Genomic DNA, 18,638 nt, shown 5'->3' with positions numbered 1-18,638 from the left:
GGTCAGAGTCATGTTTTCAGAAATCCATGCTTATGTAACTCCGCTTCTATCTCATTTAAGGTTAATTCAGAATCTGCTTTGACCGTGTGGTAGTGGTCGCCGCAGGTAATGGTCATCAGGGGACTTGAATTACCGCTGTTTATATTGCCTACAAATTCCAGGGCCTCTCTCCTGGTATGTATATCCAGTGGAGCACGGAGCTCTCCGTAGGGCTCGTGCTCCACAAATACATCTACGATGGTTGCGCCGAAATCCACGATGATGTTCAGCTCTTCCAGGATATCCTCGTTTTTATGGTTTACATGGAAGACTCTGCTGCATTCTGTGAGACTGGTGCAGAGATATCCGCGGTTTGTGGCCAGGATATCGTAATCAGCTGCCCGGAGGAGGGCGATGTCCTGGACGATTACCTGTCTGCTGACGCCGAGGGCTTTCGCCAGCTTTTCTCCGGAAACGGGCCCGTTACTATTTTTCATCCATTTCAGAATTTCCTGTCTTCGCTGTTTTCCATCCATCCTATTATTCCTTTCTACCCTTTTTCAGCATACTGCCTTGTCACCTGTATATACTGCCTATTATACAATTCTTTTCGCCCTGTTTACAAGATATTTCCTTAATAATTCCTGCTTTCCGTTTCTTCCAGAGAATAAACGGGCGCCGAACAAGCGCCATTCCGACAGATATAGTACAAGGTTCCCGACGGCGGAAGCGGGTATTCGGAAGTGAAGGGGGCAGCCTCTGCCAGTTTCGCTGCATTTTCAGGTGTTTTGAGGAGCATATGGATACTCTGCTCCGGATGCCGGCTGCTGTAATCATGGAGTTCTGCTGCTGCCTGTTTGGTATCTGTGTCGGCTGTGACGCATATCACATCCATAACAGGCGCTTCTTCTGCCAGCTGGGCGAGCAAAAACATACTGTGTCCGGAAGGACGTTCTTTCGCCCGAGATCTCATGAAGAGCATTTGTTTTTCTGCCAAAGCCCTGAAGGCCTCCTTTCCGCTTAAGTGAGCCAGCTTCTGAAGAGCGATCGCAGCCATGGAATTTCCAGAGGGCAGAGCGCCGTCGTAAGTTTCCTTGGGACGGAGAATAAGTGTCTCGCTGTCCTGCCCATACAGATAATAGCCGCCTTCCCGGGTATCTTCGAAGAGTTTCTGCATGATTTGTGCCAATTCCTCGGCGCGCAGAAGAAGCTCTGCTTCGAAGGACGCTTCATATAAGCTCAGCAGACCGCATAGATAACACGCGTAATCTCCCAGCTGCCCGGGAACGGAGGCTGTCCCATTTCTCCAGGAGAGAAAGAGACCTCCGGAGCGGCTGGTCATATTGTCTTCTATAAAATTTTTTGCTTGTATGGCTGCCCGCAGATAGGAGAGGTCCCCTAGAACGGAGTAGCCTTTTGCCAACGCCAGGATCATGAGGCCATTCCAGGCAGTGAGTACCTTGTCATCGAGATGGAGGCGGCAGCGGGTCCTCCGGTATTGATACAAGGATTCTTTTTCTTCGGCGTCTTGAGAGAACTGTGTTTCCCAATTGGAATTTCCTGTAAGATTGGGAATGTTTTTTCCTTCAAAATTTCCTGAGACCGATATATGGTACTTATGACAAAAGTCTTCTCCGCTTTTTGTCCCAAGTACCTTTTTAATTTCTTCAGGAGTAAAAACATAGTATTTTCCTTCTACTCCGTCACTGTCCGCGTCTTGTCCGCAGAAAAATTCCCCCTGACTGCCGGTGAGCTCGCGGAAAATATAATGGAAGGTCCTGCGGGCGGCCGTTTTGTATTCCGTTTTTTGAGTGATGGAATAAGCTTCCAAAAAGCTGAGGGCTAAAAGAGCGTTGTCATACAGCATTTTTTCAAAATGGGGGACCAGCCACTGCCTGTCTGTGGAGTAACGGGAGAAGCCTCCTCCGATATGGTCAAAGAGTCCGCCCTGAACCATTTTGACGAGCGTGTTCTCTGCCATTTCCATAAACCAGTCATTTTTCACCCGTTTGGAATAACGCATCAGAAACAAAAGATTGTGGGGGATGGGAAACTTGGGCGCGTTCCCAAATCCGCCCCATTTTGAATCATAGGCTGTATGAAGCTCCGCCGCGGCCTGGGCGGTAAGCCTTTCTGAGTGACTGGCAGCAGGCGAGGCCTCCCCGAATTTGCTTTCGGAGTTATCTTTTAAATATCTGGTGATCTGGTCTCCGGCATCCAGAAGGCGGGATCTGTCATTTTTCCATCTGTTTTCCACAGCTTCTAAAAGTGCTAAGAGCCCCATTTTTCCATAATGAGAATTCTTTGGCAGATAGGTATCCACATAAAAGGGCTGCTGGTCCGGCGACATTATAACGGTGAGCGGCCAGCCGCCGGAGCCGGTCAGGGCCTGGCAGAATTCCATATAAACGGCGTCCACGTCCGGTCTTTCCTCGCGGTCCACTTTTATGGAGATAAAGGAACGGTTCAGGACTGCGGCTACTTCTTCATCTTCAAAGGATTCATGTGCCATCACATGACACCAATGGCAGGTGGAATATCCAATGCTGAGGAAGATGGGCTTTTTTTCTTCGGAGGCTTTTTGAAATGCTTCTTTTCCCCAGGGATACCAATCCACGGGATTTTCGGCATGCTGCAGCAGATAAGGTGAGTTTTCTGTTTTCAGGTGGTTCATTCCGCCTCCTTTTCTTCACAGGCGCCGTCCCATGTGCTTTCAAATCCGGCTTTTTGTGAAACGAGAGAAAATAAAGGATCCCCGCTTTTGGACAGCCGATATTCCACCGGACAAGATGGGGATTCTATTATGATACGGTCCATATTTCCGGCTTTTGGCGCGTAAAGCGGCTGACCAGATGAGCTTTTTCCCAAATAACGGACTTCCAGCAGAAATCCATTTTGCTCCACGGCCGCGTAATCCTGATCCACATAAATGACTCGCGCTCCCAAATACGTAGCGAGCCGGTATTCCTTTCCTTTATAAAATATGATTCCAATACATCCGGGCATCTGCTTTGTGAGAATGGGGATTTCGGCCACTGACAGCATGATGCTGAAATTTCTTCCCGAGCATTGTGTCCACAGATATTGATTTGGAAACGAGCGTCCCCGATCGCCTTCCATGTATCCGAAACTGTTCTGGAATACAAACGGCGTTCCGTTTACATGGAGACAGCCGTCTACCCGGTGGGACAGACTGAATACGCTGTGACGGCAGGGAAGAAAAGGTACTGCGTTGAAGGGGCCCATTACATCATAATCCGGGGGAGCAAGAGGTCCATAATGCAGCTCTCCTTTGATTTCCAGATGTTTTCCGCGAAAATCCAGAGAACATCCGGATTCGGAAAAGCGGCTGTTTCCCAGGTATAGGGAAAAAGGGTTCTCAAATACCCGGAATTCTTCGGCTGGATATTCGATGAGCTCGGTCTCTTTATCTGTGACCGCCTGAAGAGTAGCAAAACGTTTTCCTTTTTTGTCCGCATGGTAAGCGGGGATCATGGCGAGGGTGCCGTTTTTTCCTTGCTGTTTAAAGTACCAGCCCTCAAAGTAGGACCTTTTTTTCTTTTCACCGTGAAATTTAAACATGCTTCAGTCCTTCCTGGGCGGGATTGTCGATCAAATGCCCTTCATAGTCGAAACGGGAGCCATGGCAGGGGCAGTCCCAGCTTTTTTCATCGGGATTCCATTCCAGCTGACAGCCAAGATGAGGACACTTGGGAGACACCACATGAAGTTCTCCGTTTTCATCTTTGTATACGCCGGCTTTTTTCCCGTCATATTCCACGATCCCGCCATGCCCTTTAGGCAGAGCGTCTGTTTTATCTCTGGGAGGCGAAAAAAGCTGACGGGACAGATCCCGGACTGCATGAAGGCCGTCGTCCAGAAAGGTCCGCGCCGACGCGGAGGGAGTAAACCTCTGCGGAGAGAAAAGATCGGAAGCAGGATTCCGGCGGCCGAGGATTTTATCCCGTATGATCATCGCGGAAACCATGGAGAAGGTCATGCCCCATTTGCCGAAACCGGTGGCTGCATACCAGTTCGGCGTTTCGGATGAAAAGGTGCCGATATAGGGAAGCCCGTCCAGAGTCATGCAGTCCTGAGCGGACCAATGGGCCTTTTCCCTGCATTCCGGCCAGAACGTTCTGGCCTGTTTGCGGAGCAGATCGTACTGTTTCCCCTTCCGGTTCTCCCCGGTACGGTGTCCCGCTCCGCCGAACAAAAGGAGCTCCTCTTCACTTCTAAAAGAGAGCCCGTTTTTATCTATTCCCAAATACATCCCCTCGGGAAGCGAAGCGCCTTCCAGCGCCAGGACATAGCTTCGTTCCTGATGCATTCGCATGAAATAATACCCTGGTACGTTTAAGAATGGGTAATGAGTCGCAAATATGATATTTTCTGCAGTGACAGAACCATTTGCCGTCCGAACCTGGTGCTTGTCCACGTCAAACACCCGGCTGTTTTCAAAGACAGTCAGCTCCTCGGCAGCCGCCCCCAGGAATTCCAGTGGATGAAACTTCGCCTGATTTTTAAAACACACGGCTCCTTCTACTTTAAAGGGCAGCTCCGTTTCAGTTGTAAAGCAGGCGTCTATTCCGGCTTGTTTGGCGGCCTCGGCTTCCTTTTTAAGTGGCTCCGCTTCTTTTAAAGAATATAGATAAGCAGAAGTATCCTTGAAATGACAGGATATATTTTTGTATGAAATGATCCGCCTGTATTCACGGATGGCTTTTTCATTGGCCTGGGCGTATTGAGATGCCTTTTCATCTCCAAAGGAAGTGAGAAGCTTATCATAGATCAGTCCGTGCTGAGACGTGATCTTTGCCGTTGTATTTTTGGTCTGGCCGCTTCCGATTCTGGAGGCCTCCAGAACTACAGTCCGGATTCCGGACTCCTCTAAAAGATAGGCGGTCAGGATACCAGCCATGCCGCCGCCTATAACGGCCGCGTCTGTTTTTAAATCCTCCGTAAGCGTTTGGCGTTTCGGAAGCTCTTTTGTTTTTGTCCAGATTGAGTCCATAGTAATCACCCCGGTATTAGGGTGCTCCAAACATTGGAGAAGTAAACATAAAATGCATATTAAAAAGAAGATGTTTTTTTGGATTTCAGGACCGCTGCAGCCGCATAATGCAGGACAGAAAAGTTCTCTGGCGCTATTTTATTGAGGAGGGCCAGGTGTTCCTTTTCAAAGTCAGCCGTTTTTTCCGGGCTGAGAGAAGCGCCGATCCCACGGCAGGCTTTCATTCTTCCGTTCCAGCTCTCTTTCGTAAAAGGAATACGCAGGTCAAAAACCTCGCTGGATTCCAGTTGGAAATAGGCAGAGTAGACGTCTGGAATCTCAATGGGATGACGGTATTCTCCGCAGCCGGACCAGGAGGGGTTATAGCGCAGCACCAGCTTCTCGCTGGCGCCGGCGATTGCATCTTCTCCGGGAAGCCATGCCAGATACATCACCGCCATAAGGCCGCCGGGTTTTATCATGTGATAAAGCTTCGGAGCCAGGGTCTCATGGTTAAAATAGAAGAAACACTGACAGGCAGTTACAGCGTCGAAACTGTCGTCGGGAAACGGAAGCTCTTCGGCAGGGCAGCATAGGAAGGGAATATCCATGTCAGCTTCCGCACAGAGCTGCCTGGCCTGACCGATCTGTTCCTCTGAAATATCGGCGCCGGTGAAAAGCGCGCCGCAGCCATACAAGTTACGGGGAAGGACGCCGGTTCCGGTTCCGAGATCCAGGACCTTCTGCCCTTTCATACATATGCCGGCGTCCAATAGCTTCTGGTAAAATTCTGGCGGATAGATGTCCCGGAACCTGGCATAGTCCTCAGAAGCCTTCCCCCAGTCAAAGCCTTTACCGCCGTCGATCTTATCATCATGAATCATGTCGTGCCGCCTCCTTTTTATATTTTATAGAAAAACAAGAACCGGGGACATGAAATGTCCGAACGGTCCTTGTCTCACTATTCTTTATAATCGTCCGGGAGCATGCTCAGGATTATCTGTCTGGTATAGGCTCCCAGGAATTTCTTCTGTTCTTTTTCAAGATTTTTGATTTCTATGGGCTCACCGAAGGTGACGGTCACATGAGACTTTTTTACCCAGGGGAAATGATTTTCAAAGATTTCTGCCGTACCGGTCATGGCGACCGGTATGATCGGGCATCCGGCCTTTTCAGCGATTTTCATGCTGCCTTCTTTGAATTCCAGCACGCCCTTTCCCTTGTTCCGGGTGCCCTCCGGAAAGATCCAGATGCTGATTCCTTTTTTCACATAGTCGATGCCGGTGAGAATGGTCTTCAGACCTTCTTTGATGTTATCCCGGTCTAAGAACAGGCAGTGAAGATTTTTCATCCAGTTGGAAAGAAACCAGATTTTTTCCATTTCTTTTTTTGCGACAAAGCCTGCTTCTCCCTTGATCAGTCGGTAGCCGATGACGATATCAAAGAAGCTTCTGTGGTTGCCGACATACAGCACCGGCCTGTCGTCGGGAATGTTTTCCCTGCCGATGACTTCAATCCTGGTGCCGGCCAGCCAGAGAATGGCGCCAAACGCGCGCTGCACCAGCCAAAGCGAGCTCTTGGACTTTTTCTTCGGGTCAAATTTCCCGATGATCCATTCCACTACGAGGGCGGGACTGAACAGGACCAGGAAAAAAAACAGGAAAATACCGATCAAAACTATACGTATCATAGATGTCTCCTTATGTGTCCGTTATCTGCCCTGATGGTGAGTCATATTGTCCACGGATTCCAGAAGGCTGTTTTTCATGGCATGTAGCTTGGCGGAAAGATCGATATGTGCCCGATGGGGGTTGATCAGACGCTTGGCTTCATCCCACAGGGTGCCCAGCTCCTGCATGCAGTAGGAACGGATATCCATGACAGAAGGAGATTCATAAACACATTTGCCCTGCTTGAAGATTTGGGCGGGCAGTTCACGGATGGTATAAGTACCCGGGGCCAGATGCGTCTTTTTCCAAGTATCGATGGGATCGAATAAAAGAAGCGGCTGGTCGGAGGAGTAGGACTCGTCCACCAGAGCGATCAGGTCCGCGATCATCTTGCCGGTATCCGCGCCGTAGATTCGGTATACGGTCTTATTGCCCGGGTTGGTCACCTTTTCGGTGTTTTCAGACAGCTTGATCTTTGGGATAAATTCTCCGCTGTCCTTATCCTTTAATGCTACCAGCTTGTACACGCCTCCGAAGGCGGGGCAGCCGCTGCTGGTGATCATATTTGTGCCGACGCCCCAGGAATTGATGGCGGCGCCCTGCGTCTTCAGGCTGTTGATCAGATCCTCGTCCAGGTCGCTGGAAGCGGAAATGACAGCGTCGCTGAACCCGGCCTCGTCCAGCATTTCTTTTGCTTTTTTGGACAGATACGCCAGATCGCCGCTGTCCAGGCGGATTCCGTAACCATTTAAGGGGATCCCGGCCGCTTTCATTTCATTGAACACGGTAATGGCATTGGGGACGCCGGAGCGGAGAGTATCATAAGTATCCACCAGAAGGATACAGGCGGTGGGATACAGTTTTGCATAGGTGCGGAATGCGGTCAGTTCATCGGGAAAGCTCATGATCCAGCTGTGGGCGTGAGTGCCCTTGACCGGAACGTCAAACATCTGACCGGCTAAGACGTTGGAGGTGCCGATACATCCGCCGATCATGGCGGCGCGGGCGCCGTATATACCGGCATCGGGACCCTGGGCGCGGCGGAGGCCGAATTCCATGATGCCGTCTCCTCTGGCGGCATGAACCACTCTGGCTGTCTTAGTCGCGATCAGGCATTGGTGGTTGATGATATTTAATATAGAAGTTTCGACCAGCTGTGCCTCCATGATAGGGGCGACCACCTTTACAAGGGGTTCCCTGGGGAAGATCACAGTGCCTTCCGGAATGGCGAAAATATCTCCGGTGAACCGAAAATCCCTCAGATAGCCGAGGAAGTCTTCCTCAAACAATCCGGTGCTTCTCAGATAGTCGATTTCCTTCTCTCCAAAGTGCAGGTTTTTGATATAGTCGATAACCTGTTCCAGACCGGCCATGACGGCGTAGCCGTTGCCGCAGGGATTGGTCCGGTAAAAGACGTCAAAGACTGCCGTCTGGTTGGTCTTCTCCTTGAAATACCCCTGCATCATAGTCAGTTCATATAGGTCTGTCATCAGCGTCAGGTTTCGATCGCTCATAGTGTCTCCTTTCGATCGGGCCGCAAAGTCTGTTAAAAGCCCATTAGCTACATTATAACATGAAAAAAAGATTCCACAAGCGGCACATATAAGTTTACAGGTGACATGACTATAATTTGTATGAATCAAAAAAAACAATTCTATAACGGAATGTTATGCCTGAAATTCCATTCTCGTATGGGTGAATCCCTGGAAAATCTTTTGTACTGCTTGAAAAACAAGGGGAAATAGGATACTATAAAGGATAACTGAATATAGAAGGAGAGGAATATAACATGAATTTTCGGATCGCAGTGATACCCGGCGACGGCATCGGGCCGGAGATCGTTACCGAGGCCATGAAGGTTCTGGACAGGGTGGGAGCCGTATATGGCCATACATTTACATATAAAAAGCTTTTGATGGGAGGGGCGTCCATTGACGTCCACGGCGTACCCCTTACAGAGGAGACTCTGGCAGAGGCGAAGAACAGTGATTCCGTTCTTTTGGGAGCGGTGGGAGGAAATGTAGGCAATTCCAGATGGTACGACGGAGCACCAGAGACAAGGCCTGAGGCGGGCTTGCTGGGTATCCGCAAGGGCCTTGAATTATTTGCGAATATCCGTCCCGCATGGCTTTATAAGGAGCTGGCGGACGCCTGCCCCCTTAAAAAGGAGATTGTGGGAGACGGCTTTGATATGGTAATTATGCGTGAGCTGACCGGAGGACTGTACTTTGGAGAGCGTCACACGAGAGTGGAAAACGGGGTCCGAAGGGCGACGGATACATTGGTCTATGACGAAAATGAGATACGCAGGATCGCGGTAAAAGCGTTTGAGATTGCAGGGAAGCGTTCCGGAAAACTGATCAGTGTTGACAAGGCGAACGTACTGGATTCCTCCAGGCTTTGGAGAGCCGTTGTAGATGAAACGGCAAAGGAGTACCCGGACGTGGCGGTCAGCCACATGCTGGTGGACAACTGTGCCATGCAGCTGGTGCTGAACCCCGGGCAGTTTGACGTGGTGCTGACGGAGAATATGTTTGGCGATATCCTGTCGGATGAAGCCAGCGAGATCACGGGATCCATCGGCATGCTGCCTTCTGCCAGCCTGGGTGAGACAAAACTGGGACTCTACGAGCCCAGTCATGGGTCTGCGCCGGATATTGCGGGCAAAGATATCGCAAATCCCATCGCGACCATACTGTCGGCGGCCATGATGCTCCGGTATTCGTTCGATCTGGATGAAGAGGCGGATGCGGTAGAAGCCGCGGTCCAGATGGTGCTGACAGAAGGATTCCGTACAGGAGATATTTATTCGGAAGGATGCAGGAAGGTAGGGACCAGAGAAATGGGCGGCCTGATCGCGGACAGAATTCATAGATAGAGACGAAACCGGTTTGATATTCAGAAAGGATATGGTGAAACAGATGAGAAGTGATGCAGTTAAAAAGGGAATGCAGCAGGCGCCCCACAGATCGTTGTTCAATGCATTGGGTTATACAGAAGAAGAGCTTGAAAGGCCGCTGGTCGGCATAGTCAGTTCCCACAACGAGATTGTTCCCGGACATATGAATCTGGATAAGATTGTGGAAGCAGTGAAAATGGGTGTCGCCATGGCGGGGGGGACCCCTATCGTATTTCCCGCGATCGCGGTGTGCGACGGAATCGCCATGGGACATGTGGGGATGAAATATTCTCTGGTGACCAGGGATCTCATCGCAGATTCTACGGAATGTATGGCGCTGGCCCATCAGTTTGACGCGCTGGTAATGGTGCCTAACTGTGATAAAAATGTTCCGGGGCTTTTAATGGCCGCGGCCAGACTGAACATCCCAACTATTTTTGTGAGCGGCGGCCCTATGATGGCCGGGCGGGTACATGGAAAGAAGAGAAGCCTTTCCAGCATGTTTGAAGCGGTCGGTTCTTACAGCGCCGGCACCATGTCAGAAGATGAGGTGAGAGAGTACGAACGAAGAGTGTGCCCCACCTGCGGTTCCTGCTCCGGCATGTATACGGCCAACAGCATGAACTGTCTGACCGAGGCGCTGGGCATGGGGCTTCCCGGAAACGGTACGATCCCCGCCGTTTATTCTGACAGGATCAAGCTGGCAAAGCACGCAGGCATGCAGGTCATGGAGCTCTTAAGGAGAGATATCAAACCTCAGGATATCATGACGGAAAAGGCGTTCCTCAATGCCCTCACGATCGACATGGCGCTGGGATGCAGCACCAACAGCATGCTCCATCTTCCGGCCATTGCCCATGAGGCAGGCGTGGACTTGAATGTGGATATTGCCAATGAGGTCAGCGCGCGGACCCCGAACCTGTGCCATCTGGCGCCGGCCGGCCCCACTTATATGGAAGATCTGAACGAAGCCGGCGGCGTATATGCCGTGATGAATGAGCTGACAAAGAAAAATCTTCTGTATACGGATCTGATCACGGTCACAGGAAAGACCGTAGGAGAGAATATCTCCGGTTGTGAGATCCGGGATAAGGAAGTGATTCGTCCTCTTGACAATCCCTACAGCCAGACCGGCGGTCTTGCTATCCTGAAGGGAAATATCGCTCCTGATTCTGCGGTGGTGAAGCGTTCGGCAGTGGTCCCGGAGATGATGCAGCATGAAGGGCCCGCCAGAGTCTTCGACTGCGAAGAGGATGCTATCGCGGCCATCAAGGAAGGAAAGATCGTATCTGGAGATGTGGTTGTTATCCGTTATGAGGGCCCGAAGGGCGGGCCGGGCATGAGAGAGATGCTGAATCCCACTTCTGCCATTGCCGGCATGGGTCTGGGCTCCAGTGTCGCGCTGATCACGGACGGACGGTTTTCCGGCGCTTCCAGAGGGGCTTCCATCGGCCATGTATCTCCGGAGGCAGCTGTGGGCGGCCCCATCGCTCTGATTGAAGAAGGAGATATTATTCAGATAGATATTGACGCCAATTCTCTGAACGTAAAGGTTTCGGATGAGGAGCTGGCCGCAAGACGAGCGAAATGGCAGCCCAGGGAACCGAAGATCACAAGCGGCTATCTGGCCAGATACGCGGGCCTCGTGACGTCCGGAAACAGAGGAGCGATTCTGGAGATCAAGAAATAGACGGAAGTTTTTGGAGAGGAGGACGGATTATGAAATTGACAGGTGCGGAGATTGTAGTTGAGTGCCTGAAGGAGCAGGGTGTGGATACCGTTTTCGGCTATCCCGGCGGCACGATACTGAATATATATGATGCGTTATACAAACATTCCGATGAAATCCACCATATCCTGACGTCCCACGAACAGGGAGCCTCCCATGCGGCTGACGGATATGCCAGGGCCACAGGAAAGGTAGGAGTCTGTCTGGCCACTTCCGGCCCCGGCGCGACTAATCTGGTGACCGGGATTGCCACGGCGCAGATGGATTCGGTGCCCATGGTGGCGATCACAGCCAATGTGGCGGTGGATCTGCTGGGAAGAGATACGTTTCAGGAGGTGGACATTGCCGGGGTGGTGATGCCGATCACGAAGCACAGTTTCATCGTAAAGGATGTGACGCAGCTGGCCGATACGCTCCGCAGAGCGTTCCGCATTGCCATTGAAGGAAGGCCGGGGCCTGTACTGGTGGATATCACCAAGGATGTGACGGCAGTGGAGACGGAGTATACGCCCCAGAAACCGGCGCCGGTGCTTCCAAAGGTGAATACGATAAAGGAAGCTGATATCGAAAATGCAGTGAAGCTCATTGAGAGATCCAAACGTCCCTTTATCTTTGTGGGAGGCGGTGTGGTCATTTCAGGCGCTTCTGAGGAGCTGCGGGAATTTGTTGAAAAAGTGGATGCTCCTGTGGCCGATACCCTGATGGGAAAAGGGGCGTATCCGGGAGAGGACGCGAGATATACCGGTATGGTAGGCATGCACGGGACTAAGACATCCAACCTTGGAATCACGAAAAGCGATCTGCTGATCACCATCGGAGCGCGGTTCAGCGACCGGGTTACTGGAAACACCAAGCGCTTTGCCAGGGACGCGAAGATACTCCATATTGATGTGGACGCCGCGGAGATCAACAAGAATGTAAAGACTGAGGCTTCCGTCATAGGAGACGCCAAAGCTGTTCTTAAGATCCTCAACGACCGGCTTACGAAACAGGATCATCATGAATGGGTGGCTGAGATTGAGGAGATGAAGGAGAAGCATCCTCTGACCTATGATCATGAGATGCTCACCGGCCCTTTTGTGGTGGAGACGCTTTATAAGCTGACCGGAGGCGACGCGATCGTGACGACTGACGTGGGCCAGCACCAGATGTGGGCGGCTCAGTTTTATAAATATAAAAAGCCCAGGACGTTTATCACGTCGGGAGGCCTTGGGACTATGGGGTATGGCCTGGGAGCCGCGATGGGCGCGAAAACGGGATGTCCAGATGTCCCGGTATTCAATATCGCCGGTGACGGCTGCTTCCGAATGAATATGAATGAGGTCGCAACGGCGGCCCGCTATAATATCCCTGTGATCGAGATTGTCATCAATAACCATGTGCTGGGTATGGTGCGCCAGTGGCAGACATTGTTTTACGGGAAACGCTATTCCTCCACAATCATCCAGGATAAGGTTGATTTCGTGAAAGTGGCGGAGGCCATGGGAGCCAAGGGCATTCGGGTGACAAAGAAGGAAGAAGTGGAACCGGCCATTAAAGAGGCGATGGCGGCCGGAGGCCCTGTGGTGATCGACGTACAGATTGACTGTGACGATAAGGTATTTCCGATGGTCGCGCCTGGCGGAGCCATTGCAGAAGCCTTTAATCAGGAAGATTTGGACAAGAAAGAGGGTAATTAAGGCAAGAATTTAACAAAAAATGAACCGGGCGGCTTTACAGCTTCCCGGTTTCTGTATTATACTTAAAGCCAGGCGTAAAATATGGCTGCGTAAGGTTAAACTGCCTCAGGGCAGATAAAAGATATGATATGCGGCAGAGACTGCGAGGAGGATTTTGATGAAAAGAGTTTACAATTTTTCGGCGGGACCGGCGACACTGCCGGAGGAGGTACTGAAAGAGGCGGCGGATGAGATGCTGGATTTTCAGGGCACCGGAATGTCGGTGATGGAGATGAGCCACCGTTCTAAAGCGTTTGATAAGATCATAAAGGACGCGGAGCAGGATTTGCGGGACCTGATGGGAATCCCGGATAATTATAAGGTGCTTTTCCTTCAGGGCGGGGCGCATCTGCAGTTTGCCATGGTTCCGATGAACTTTATGAAAAATGGAGTGGCAGATTACATTGTGACCGGAAACTGGGCGAAACGGGCCTGGAAAGAAGCCTCTAAGTTCGGGAAGGCCAACTGCGTGGCATCCAGCGAGGACAGGAACTTCAGCTACATACCGGACTGTTCCGATCTTCCCATTGATGACGATGCCGACTATGTTTACATATGTCAGAACAATACGATTTATGGGACTCAGTTCCACACGCTTCCCAATACGAAGGGCAAGACTCTGGTGGCGGATGTGTCCTCCTGCTTTTTGTCTGAGCCGGTGGAAGTGGAGAAATACGGAATGCTGTACGGCGGCGTACAGAAGAATATCGGCCCGGCCGGAGTGGTGATCGCGATTATCCGCGAGGATCTGATCACAGAGGACGTATATCCGAATACTCCCACCATGCTGCAGTATAAGACTCATGCAGATAAGGAATCTCTGTATAATACACCGCCGGCATATGGCATATATATCTGCGGTAAGGTGTTTAAATGGTTAAAGAAGATGGGCGGCCTGTCCGCCATCAAAGAGCGGAATGAGAAGAAGGCGTCGCTGCTTTACGATTTCCTGGATGGGAGCAGCCTGTTTAAGGGTACGGCTGAAAAGGATTCCCGTTCCTATATGAATGTGGATTTTGTGACTGGAGACAAGGAGCTGGACGCGGAGTTCGTGAAAGAAGCGGAGGCGGCGGGCCTGGCAGGCCTCAAAGGACACAGAAGCGTGGGCGGCATGAGAGCCAGCATCTATAATGCCATGAGCGTTGAGGGAGTAGAGGCGCTTGTGAAGTTTATGAAAGAATTTGAAAAAAGACACAGCAAATAGTGGAGGAAAAAAACATGACTACAAGGATTCATTGCTTAAATCCAATCTCGGAGCATGGTCTTAAGCTTTTGACAGAGGATTATGAGCTGACTGATAAAATAGAAGATGCGTCTGCGGTTCTGGTGAGGAGCGCCAGCATGCATGAGATGGAGCTGCCGGAGAACCTGGAAGCAATCGCGAGGGCCGGCGCCGGTGTGAACAACATCCCCCTGGACAAATGTACGGAAAAGGGAATTGTCGTATTCAATACTCCGGGGGCCAATGCCAACGGGGTAAAAGAGCTGGTGATCGCAGGTATGCTCATGGCTGCCCGGGATATCTGCGGCGGAATCGACTGGGTGAGAGAAAATAAGGAAGACGAAAATATCTGCAAGGATATGGAGAAGAGCAAGAAAAAGTTTGCTGGTACGGAGATCCAGGGCAAACGCCTTGGCGTCATCGGCCTCGGGGCCATCGGCGTAGAAGTGGCCAACGCGGCGGCCGGCCTTGGGATGAAGGTATATGGCTATGATCCTTTTATTTCCGTAAACGGCGCATGGCAGCTGTCCTGCTTCGTAAAGCATGTGACAGACCTGAACAAGATATTTGAAAAATGCGATTATATCACCCTTCATGTTCCGCTTCTGGACAGCACGAGGGCGATGATCAACAAAGAGGCGCTGGCGAAGATGAAGGACGGTGTGGTAATCTTAAATTATGCCCGTGACCTGCTGGTTGATGATGATGACATGCTGGAAGCATTGAAGAGCGGGAAGGTACATCGTTACATGACCGACTTTCCCAATCCTAAGGTCACCCATATGCCCGGCGTCATCGCGACCCCTCATTTGGGCGCTTCGACGGTGGAATCGGAAGAAAACTGCGCGGAGATGGCGGTGAAGGAGCTGATGACTTATCTGGAGACCGGTTCCATCCGGAACTCCGTAAATTATCCCAGCTGTGAAATGCCGCCTTGCCGGGGAATCTGCAGACTCTGTGTCTTTAACATCAATAAGCCGAATATGATCGGGCAGTTTGCGTCCGTGCTGGCAGAGGAAGGCATCAACATTCCGGATATGCAGAATAAGAGCAAGGGAGAGGTCGCGTACACTATCATGGACGCGGATCAGGAAGTGCCCCAGAGAGTGATTGACCGTTTGATGGAAATTGACGGAGTTTATAAAGTCCGCGTGATGAAAGCAGAATAAGGAGATAACGATGGCAGCAGTTAAACCGTTTTTATGTATCAGGCCGGAGGCCTCTGTGGCGTCCAGAGTCGCGGCGCTTCCCTATGACGTATATAACCGGGCCGAAGCAAAAGCTGAGGTGGCCAGAGAGCCCTTGTCATTTTTGAAAGTCGACCGGGCAGAGACACAGTTTTCCGATGAAGTGGATACCTATGCGGACTGTGTGTACGAAAAGGCGAGAGAGCTTCTGGATGGAATGATAGCCGACGGCACGTTTGTGAAAGAGGAAAGTCCGTGCTATTATATCTATGAGCTGACCATGAATGACAGGGCGCAGACGGGAATCGTGGCCTGTTCCTCCATAGACGATTATGCGGGCGGCATCATCAAGAAACACGAGAACACCAGGGCGGACAAAGAAGTGGACAGAATCCGCCATGTGGATACTTGTGACGCCCAGACCGGCCCCATATTTTTGGCTTATCGGGCCAGAGCCGATATCAATGCGGTGGTGGAGGAAGTGAAAGCGGAGAAGCCTCTTTATGACTTCACGGCTCCCGACGGCGTGCGCCATACGGTTTGGAGAATCGGTGAGACAGACAAGGTGAAGGCGTTGGAAGAGGGATTCTCCAAGGTCCCCAATACATATATAGCAGACGGACATCACAGAGCGGCTTCTGCGGTAAAGGTCGGCCTTAAGAGAAGAGAAGAAAACCCCGGATATCGGGGGGATGAGCCGTATAATTACTTCCTTTCTGTGCTGTTTCCCGATGAACAGCTGATGATCATGGATTACAACCGAGTGGTCAAAGACCTTAACGGACTGAGCGAGCAGGAATTCATGGCGAAGGTGAAGGACTGCTGTGAGGTACGTGAGGTGGGAAAGGAACCGTATCGCCCTTCCAGGAAAGGGGAATTCGGTATGTTCCTGAACGATGTCTGGTACTGTCTGACCACGAAGCGTGTCCCGAGCGGGGATCCGGTGGCAGATCTTGATGTATCCGTTCTTCAAAATACGCTTCTTGAACCGGTCCTTGGCATCGGAGATCCAAGAACGGATAAGAGGATTGACTTCATCGGAGGTATCCGTGGACTTTCCGAATTGGAGAGACGGTGCCATACGGATATGAAGGTGGCTTTTTCCATGTATCCGACATCCATTTCCGAGCTGTTTCAGGTGGCGGATGCGTCGAGGCTGATGCCGCCGAAATCCACATGGTTTGAGCCGAAGCTCAGAAGCGGCATTTTTATTCACAAATTAAGCTGAACACTATTTATATAGAAGAAACTCGTACAGAAAAATAAAAAGGCCCCCTGCAGGATGCAGGGGGACCTTTGCAGTTTACCGGGAGTCAGGGACTTGCGCGCTGCAAATGAGGTGACAAATGAAAGAACAGTGGATGGTATATGCAAAAAAAGCGGACTTTAAGGGAATTTCCGAAAGGTTTGGCATTGATCAGGTGACGGCCCGTATCATTCGGAACCGGAACGTGAAGGGCGAGGATGAAATTCAGGATTACCTTTATGGTACGCTGCCCGGCTGCCCGTCTCCCTTTCTCATGAAGGATATGGAAGAGACCGTAGATATTCTGGGAAAAAAGATCCATGACGGAAAGAGAATCCGCGTCATCGGAGATTATGACATTGACGGGATCTGCGCTGCTTTTATCCTTGTGAAAGCATTGAAACGCCTCGGGGCGAAGGCGGATTATGACATCCCGGACAGAATCAAGGACGGATATGGCATTAACGTAAACATGATAGAGCTGGCAAATGACGACGGAATTGACACACTCCTTACCTGTGACAATGGAATAGCGGCGTGGACGCAGACCGCATATGCGAAGTCCCTGGGAATGACTGTGCTCATCACGGATCACCATGAGGTCCCTTTCGAGGAGACAGAAGACCGCGGCGGGGGAGATTCCTATACTTCGGCGGCGCATCGTCTGGAGGTTGTGCCTCCGGCAGACGCGGTGGTGAACCCTCATCAGTCATCCTGTGGATATCCCTTCCAGAATCTATGCGGGGCGGCAATAGCCTATAAACTGGCCCAGGCCCTTTATGAGACCTGGGATATCCCACCTGAGGAATTGTCCCCTTTTGTGGAGGCGGCGGCTTTAGCCACGGTGGGTGATGTGATGACGCTTCAGGGAGAAAACAGGATCTTAGTGAAGGAAGGTCTGAAAAGGATGGCCCATAGCCAGATAACCGGGCTTCGCGCCCTGATGGAGGTCAATGGACTGCAGCCGGCGGAGCTGGGCAGCTACCACCTGGGGTTTGTTATCGGGCCGTGCCTGAATGCCGGCGGAAGGCTGGATACGGCTAAAAAATCCCTGAGACTGTTTTTGGAGGAAGAGGAGGATCAGGCCATGAAGATGGCCTGGGAGCTGAAGGAGCTGAACGACAGGCGGAAGGACATGACGGTCAAGAGTGTGGAAGCAGCTGTCCGTTTGATAGAAGAAAGCGGAATGGAACAAGATGACGTCTATGTGGTCTATCTGCCGGACTGCCATGAAAGCCTCGCAGGGATCGTGGCCGGGAAAATCAGGGAAAAGTATCAGCATCCGGTATTTGTGATAACAAAAGGCGCCGGAGGTCTTAAAGGCTCCGGACGGAGCATCCCGGGATATTCCATGTATGAACGTCTGACGGAGTGCGGGAAGTTTTTGAGCGCGTTCGGCGGCCATCCCATGGCGGCGGGGCTGTCCCTTCCAGAAGAAAACCTGGAACCTTTCCGAGAGGCTCTGAACTGTGGCAGCGGATTAACAGAAAGAGATTTTGATAAACAGATTTGGATTGATGTGCCGATGCCGTTTTCTTATGTGACAGAAGAGCTCTTAAAGGAATTCCGGCTTCTGGAACCTTTCGGAAATGGGAATGAAAAGCCTCTGTTTGCCCAGAAGGGTCTGACTGTCAGAAAAAAGAATCTCATAGGCAGGAATAAGAATGTTCTGAAGCTTCAGCTAGCCGACGAAGCCGGCCGCCCCATTGAAGCAATTCTTTTCCGGGAAGCGGAGGAGGCGGACAGGGAGATCCGGGAGGGGGCTGTGATATCTGCAGCCTATTATCCGGACATAAATGAATACATGGGGAAACGGAGCCTTCAGATGGTCGTCCAAAGTTATCGGACGGATGGATGAGCCGGACGGATTCTGAACGGAAAATTTACGGCTTTACCGGTTGCGAATATGGAAGCGGAAGACTATAATGTGGTTATGCGCGGTTAAAGAAGGAGTCCTTAAAAAGGCAAATTATTGCTGCGCGTAAAAAGAACGGA

At 51.1% G+C, this 18,638-nt stretch carries 14 protein-coding genes; 7 read left to right on the top strand and 7 right to left on the bottom strand.

Annotated features, from left to right (window positions below; all coding sequences use genetic code 11):
- Positions 1–8: 8 nt before the first annotated feature.
- From H9Q78_RS07360 to H9Q78_RS07330, 7 genes are all read right to left on the bottom strand, one after another.
- Positions 9–515 (bottom strand): transcription repressor NadR, encoded by a 507-nt coding sequence (locus H9Q78_RS07360; RefSeq protein WP_249300586.1) that lies wholly within the window; start codon positions 513–515, stop codon positions 9–11.
- A gap of 98 nt (positions 516–613) precedes the next feature.
- Positions 614–2,653 (bottom strand): thioredoxin domain-containing protein, encoded by a 2,040-nt coding sequence (locus H9Q78_RS07355; protein ID WP_249300585.1) that lies wholly within the window; start codon positions 2,651–2,653, stop codon positions 614–616.
- Positions 2,650–3,561, bottom strand: coding sequence for a hypothetical protein (locus tag H9Q78_RS07350; protein ID WP_249300583.1), 912 nt, complete (start codon positions 3,559–3,561; stop codon positions 2,650–2,652). Before H9Q78_RS07350 ends, H9Q78_RS07355 begins: the two co-directional genes overlap by 4 nt.
- Entirely contained in the window at positions 3,554–4,993 is a 1,440-nt protein-coding gene (locus H9Q78_RS07345; protein ID WP_249300581.1) for an FAD-dependent oxidoreductase, read from the bottom strand. Before H9Q78_RS07345 ends, H9Q78_RS07350 begins: the two co-directional genes overlap by 8 nt.
- A 59-nt stretch (positions 4,994–5,052) precedes the next feature.
- Positions 5,053–5,856, bottom strand: a complete 804-nt coding sequence (locus H9Q78_RS07340) for a class I SAM-dependent methyltransferase (protein WP_249300578.1) — start codon at positions 5,854–5,856, stop codon at positions 5,053–5,055.
- Between the two features lie 77 nt (positions 5,857–5,933).
- Positions 5,934–6,662 carry a lysophospholipid acyltransferase family protein gene (locus tag H9Q78_RS07335; RefSeq protein WP_249300577.1) on the bottom strand — a complete coding sequence of 243 codons (729 nt, stop codon included), beginning with the start codon at positions 6,660–6,662 and terminating at the stop codon, positions 5,934–5,936.
- Between the two features lie 21 nt (positions 6,663–6,683).
- Positions 6,684–8,156: a nicotinate phosphoribosyltransferase gene (locus H9Q78_RS07330; RefSeq protein WP_249300575.1), complete on the bottom strand. Its 1,473-nt coding sequence runs from the start codon at positions 8,154–8,156 to the stop codon at positions 6,684–6,686.
- A 275-nt stretch (positions 8,157–8,431) separates the two neighbouring features.
- Here H9Q78_RS07330 and leuB point away from each other — a divergent pair, with 275 nt between their 5' ends.
- The 7 genes from leuB (at position 8,432) to H9Q78_RS07295 (ending at position 18,501) form a co-directional block, all read left to right on the top strand.
- Positions 8,432–9,520 carry a 3-isopropylmalate dehydrogenase gene (gene leuB, locus H9Q78_RS07325; RefSeq protein WP_249300574.1) on the top strand — a complete coding sequence of 363 codons (1,089 nt, stop codon included), beginning with the start codon at positions 8,432–8,434 and terminating at the stop codon, positions 9,518–9,520.
- Between the two features lie 43 nt (positions 9,521–9,563).
- Complete coding sequence (gene ilvD / locus H9Q78_RS07320) at positions 9,564–11,231, top strand: dihydroxy-acid dehydratase (RefSeq protein ID WP_249304776.1); 1,668 nt, start codon at positions 9,564–9,566, stop codon at positions 11,229–11,231.
- A 29-nt stretch (positions 11,232–11,260) separates the two neighbouring features.
- Complete coding sequence (gene ilvB / locus H9Q78_RS07315) at positions 11,261–12,949, top strand: biosynthetic-type acetolactate synthase large subunit (RefSeq protein WP_330595098.1); 1,689 nt, start codon at positions 11,261–11,263, stop codon at positions 12,947–12,949.
- 157 nt (positions 12,950–13,106) lie between these two features.
- Positions 13,107–14,192 (top strand): 3-phosphoserine/phosphohydroxythreonine transaminase, encoded by a 1,086-nt coding sequence (gene serC / locus H9Q78_RS07310; RefSeq protein WP_249300573.1) that lies wholly within the window; start codon positions 13,107–13,109, stop codon positions 14,190–14,192.
- Between the two features lie 14 nt (positions 14,193–14,206).
- Positions 14,207–15,379 carry a phosphoglycerate dehydrogenase gene (locus tag H9Q78_RS07305; RefSeq protein WP_249300571.1) on the top strand — a complete coding sequence of 391 codons (1,173 nt, stop codon included), beginning with the start codon at positions 14,207–14,209 and terminating at the stop codon, positions 15,377–15,379.
- 10 nt (positions 15,380–15,389) lie between these two features.
- Positions 15,390–16,625, top strand: a complete 1,236-nt coding sequence (locus H9Q78_RS07300) for a DUF1015 domain-containing protein (RefSeq protein WP_249300570.1) — start codon at positions 15,390–15,392, stop codon at positions 16,623–16,625.
- 118 nt (positions 16,626–16,743) lie between these two features.
- Complete coding sequence (locus H9Q78_RS07295) at positions 16,744–18,501, top strand: single-stranded-DNA-specific exonuclease RecJ (protein WP_249300568.1); 1,758 nt, start codon at positions 16,744–16,746, stop codon at positions 18,499–18,501.
- Positions 18,502–18,638 lie beyond the last annotated feature (137 nt).

The sequence above is a fragment of the Qiania dongpingensis genome (genome assembly GCF_014337195.1).
GTDB classification, from domain to species: domain Bacteria; phylum Bacillota; class Clostridia; order Lachnospirales; family Lachnospiraceae; genus Lientehia; species Lientehia dongpingensis.
The sequence above is the reverse complement of the archived record's forward strand: the minus strand, read 5'-3'. Positions and strand labels throughout refer to the sequence as shown.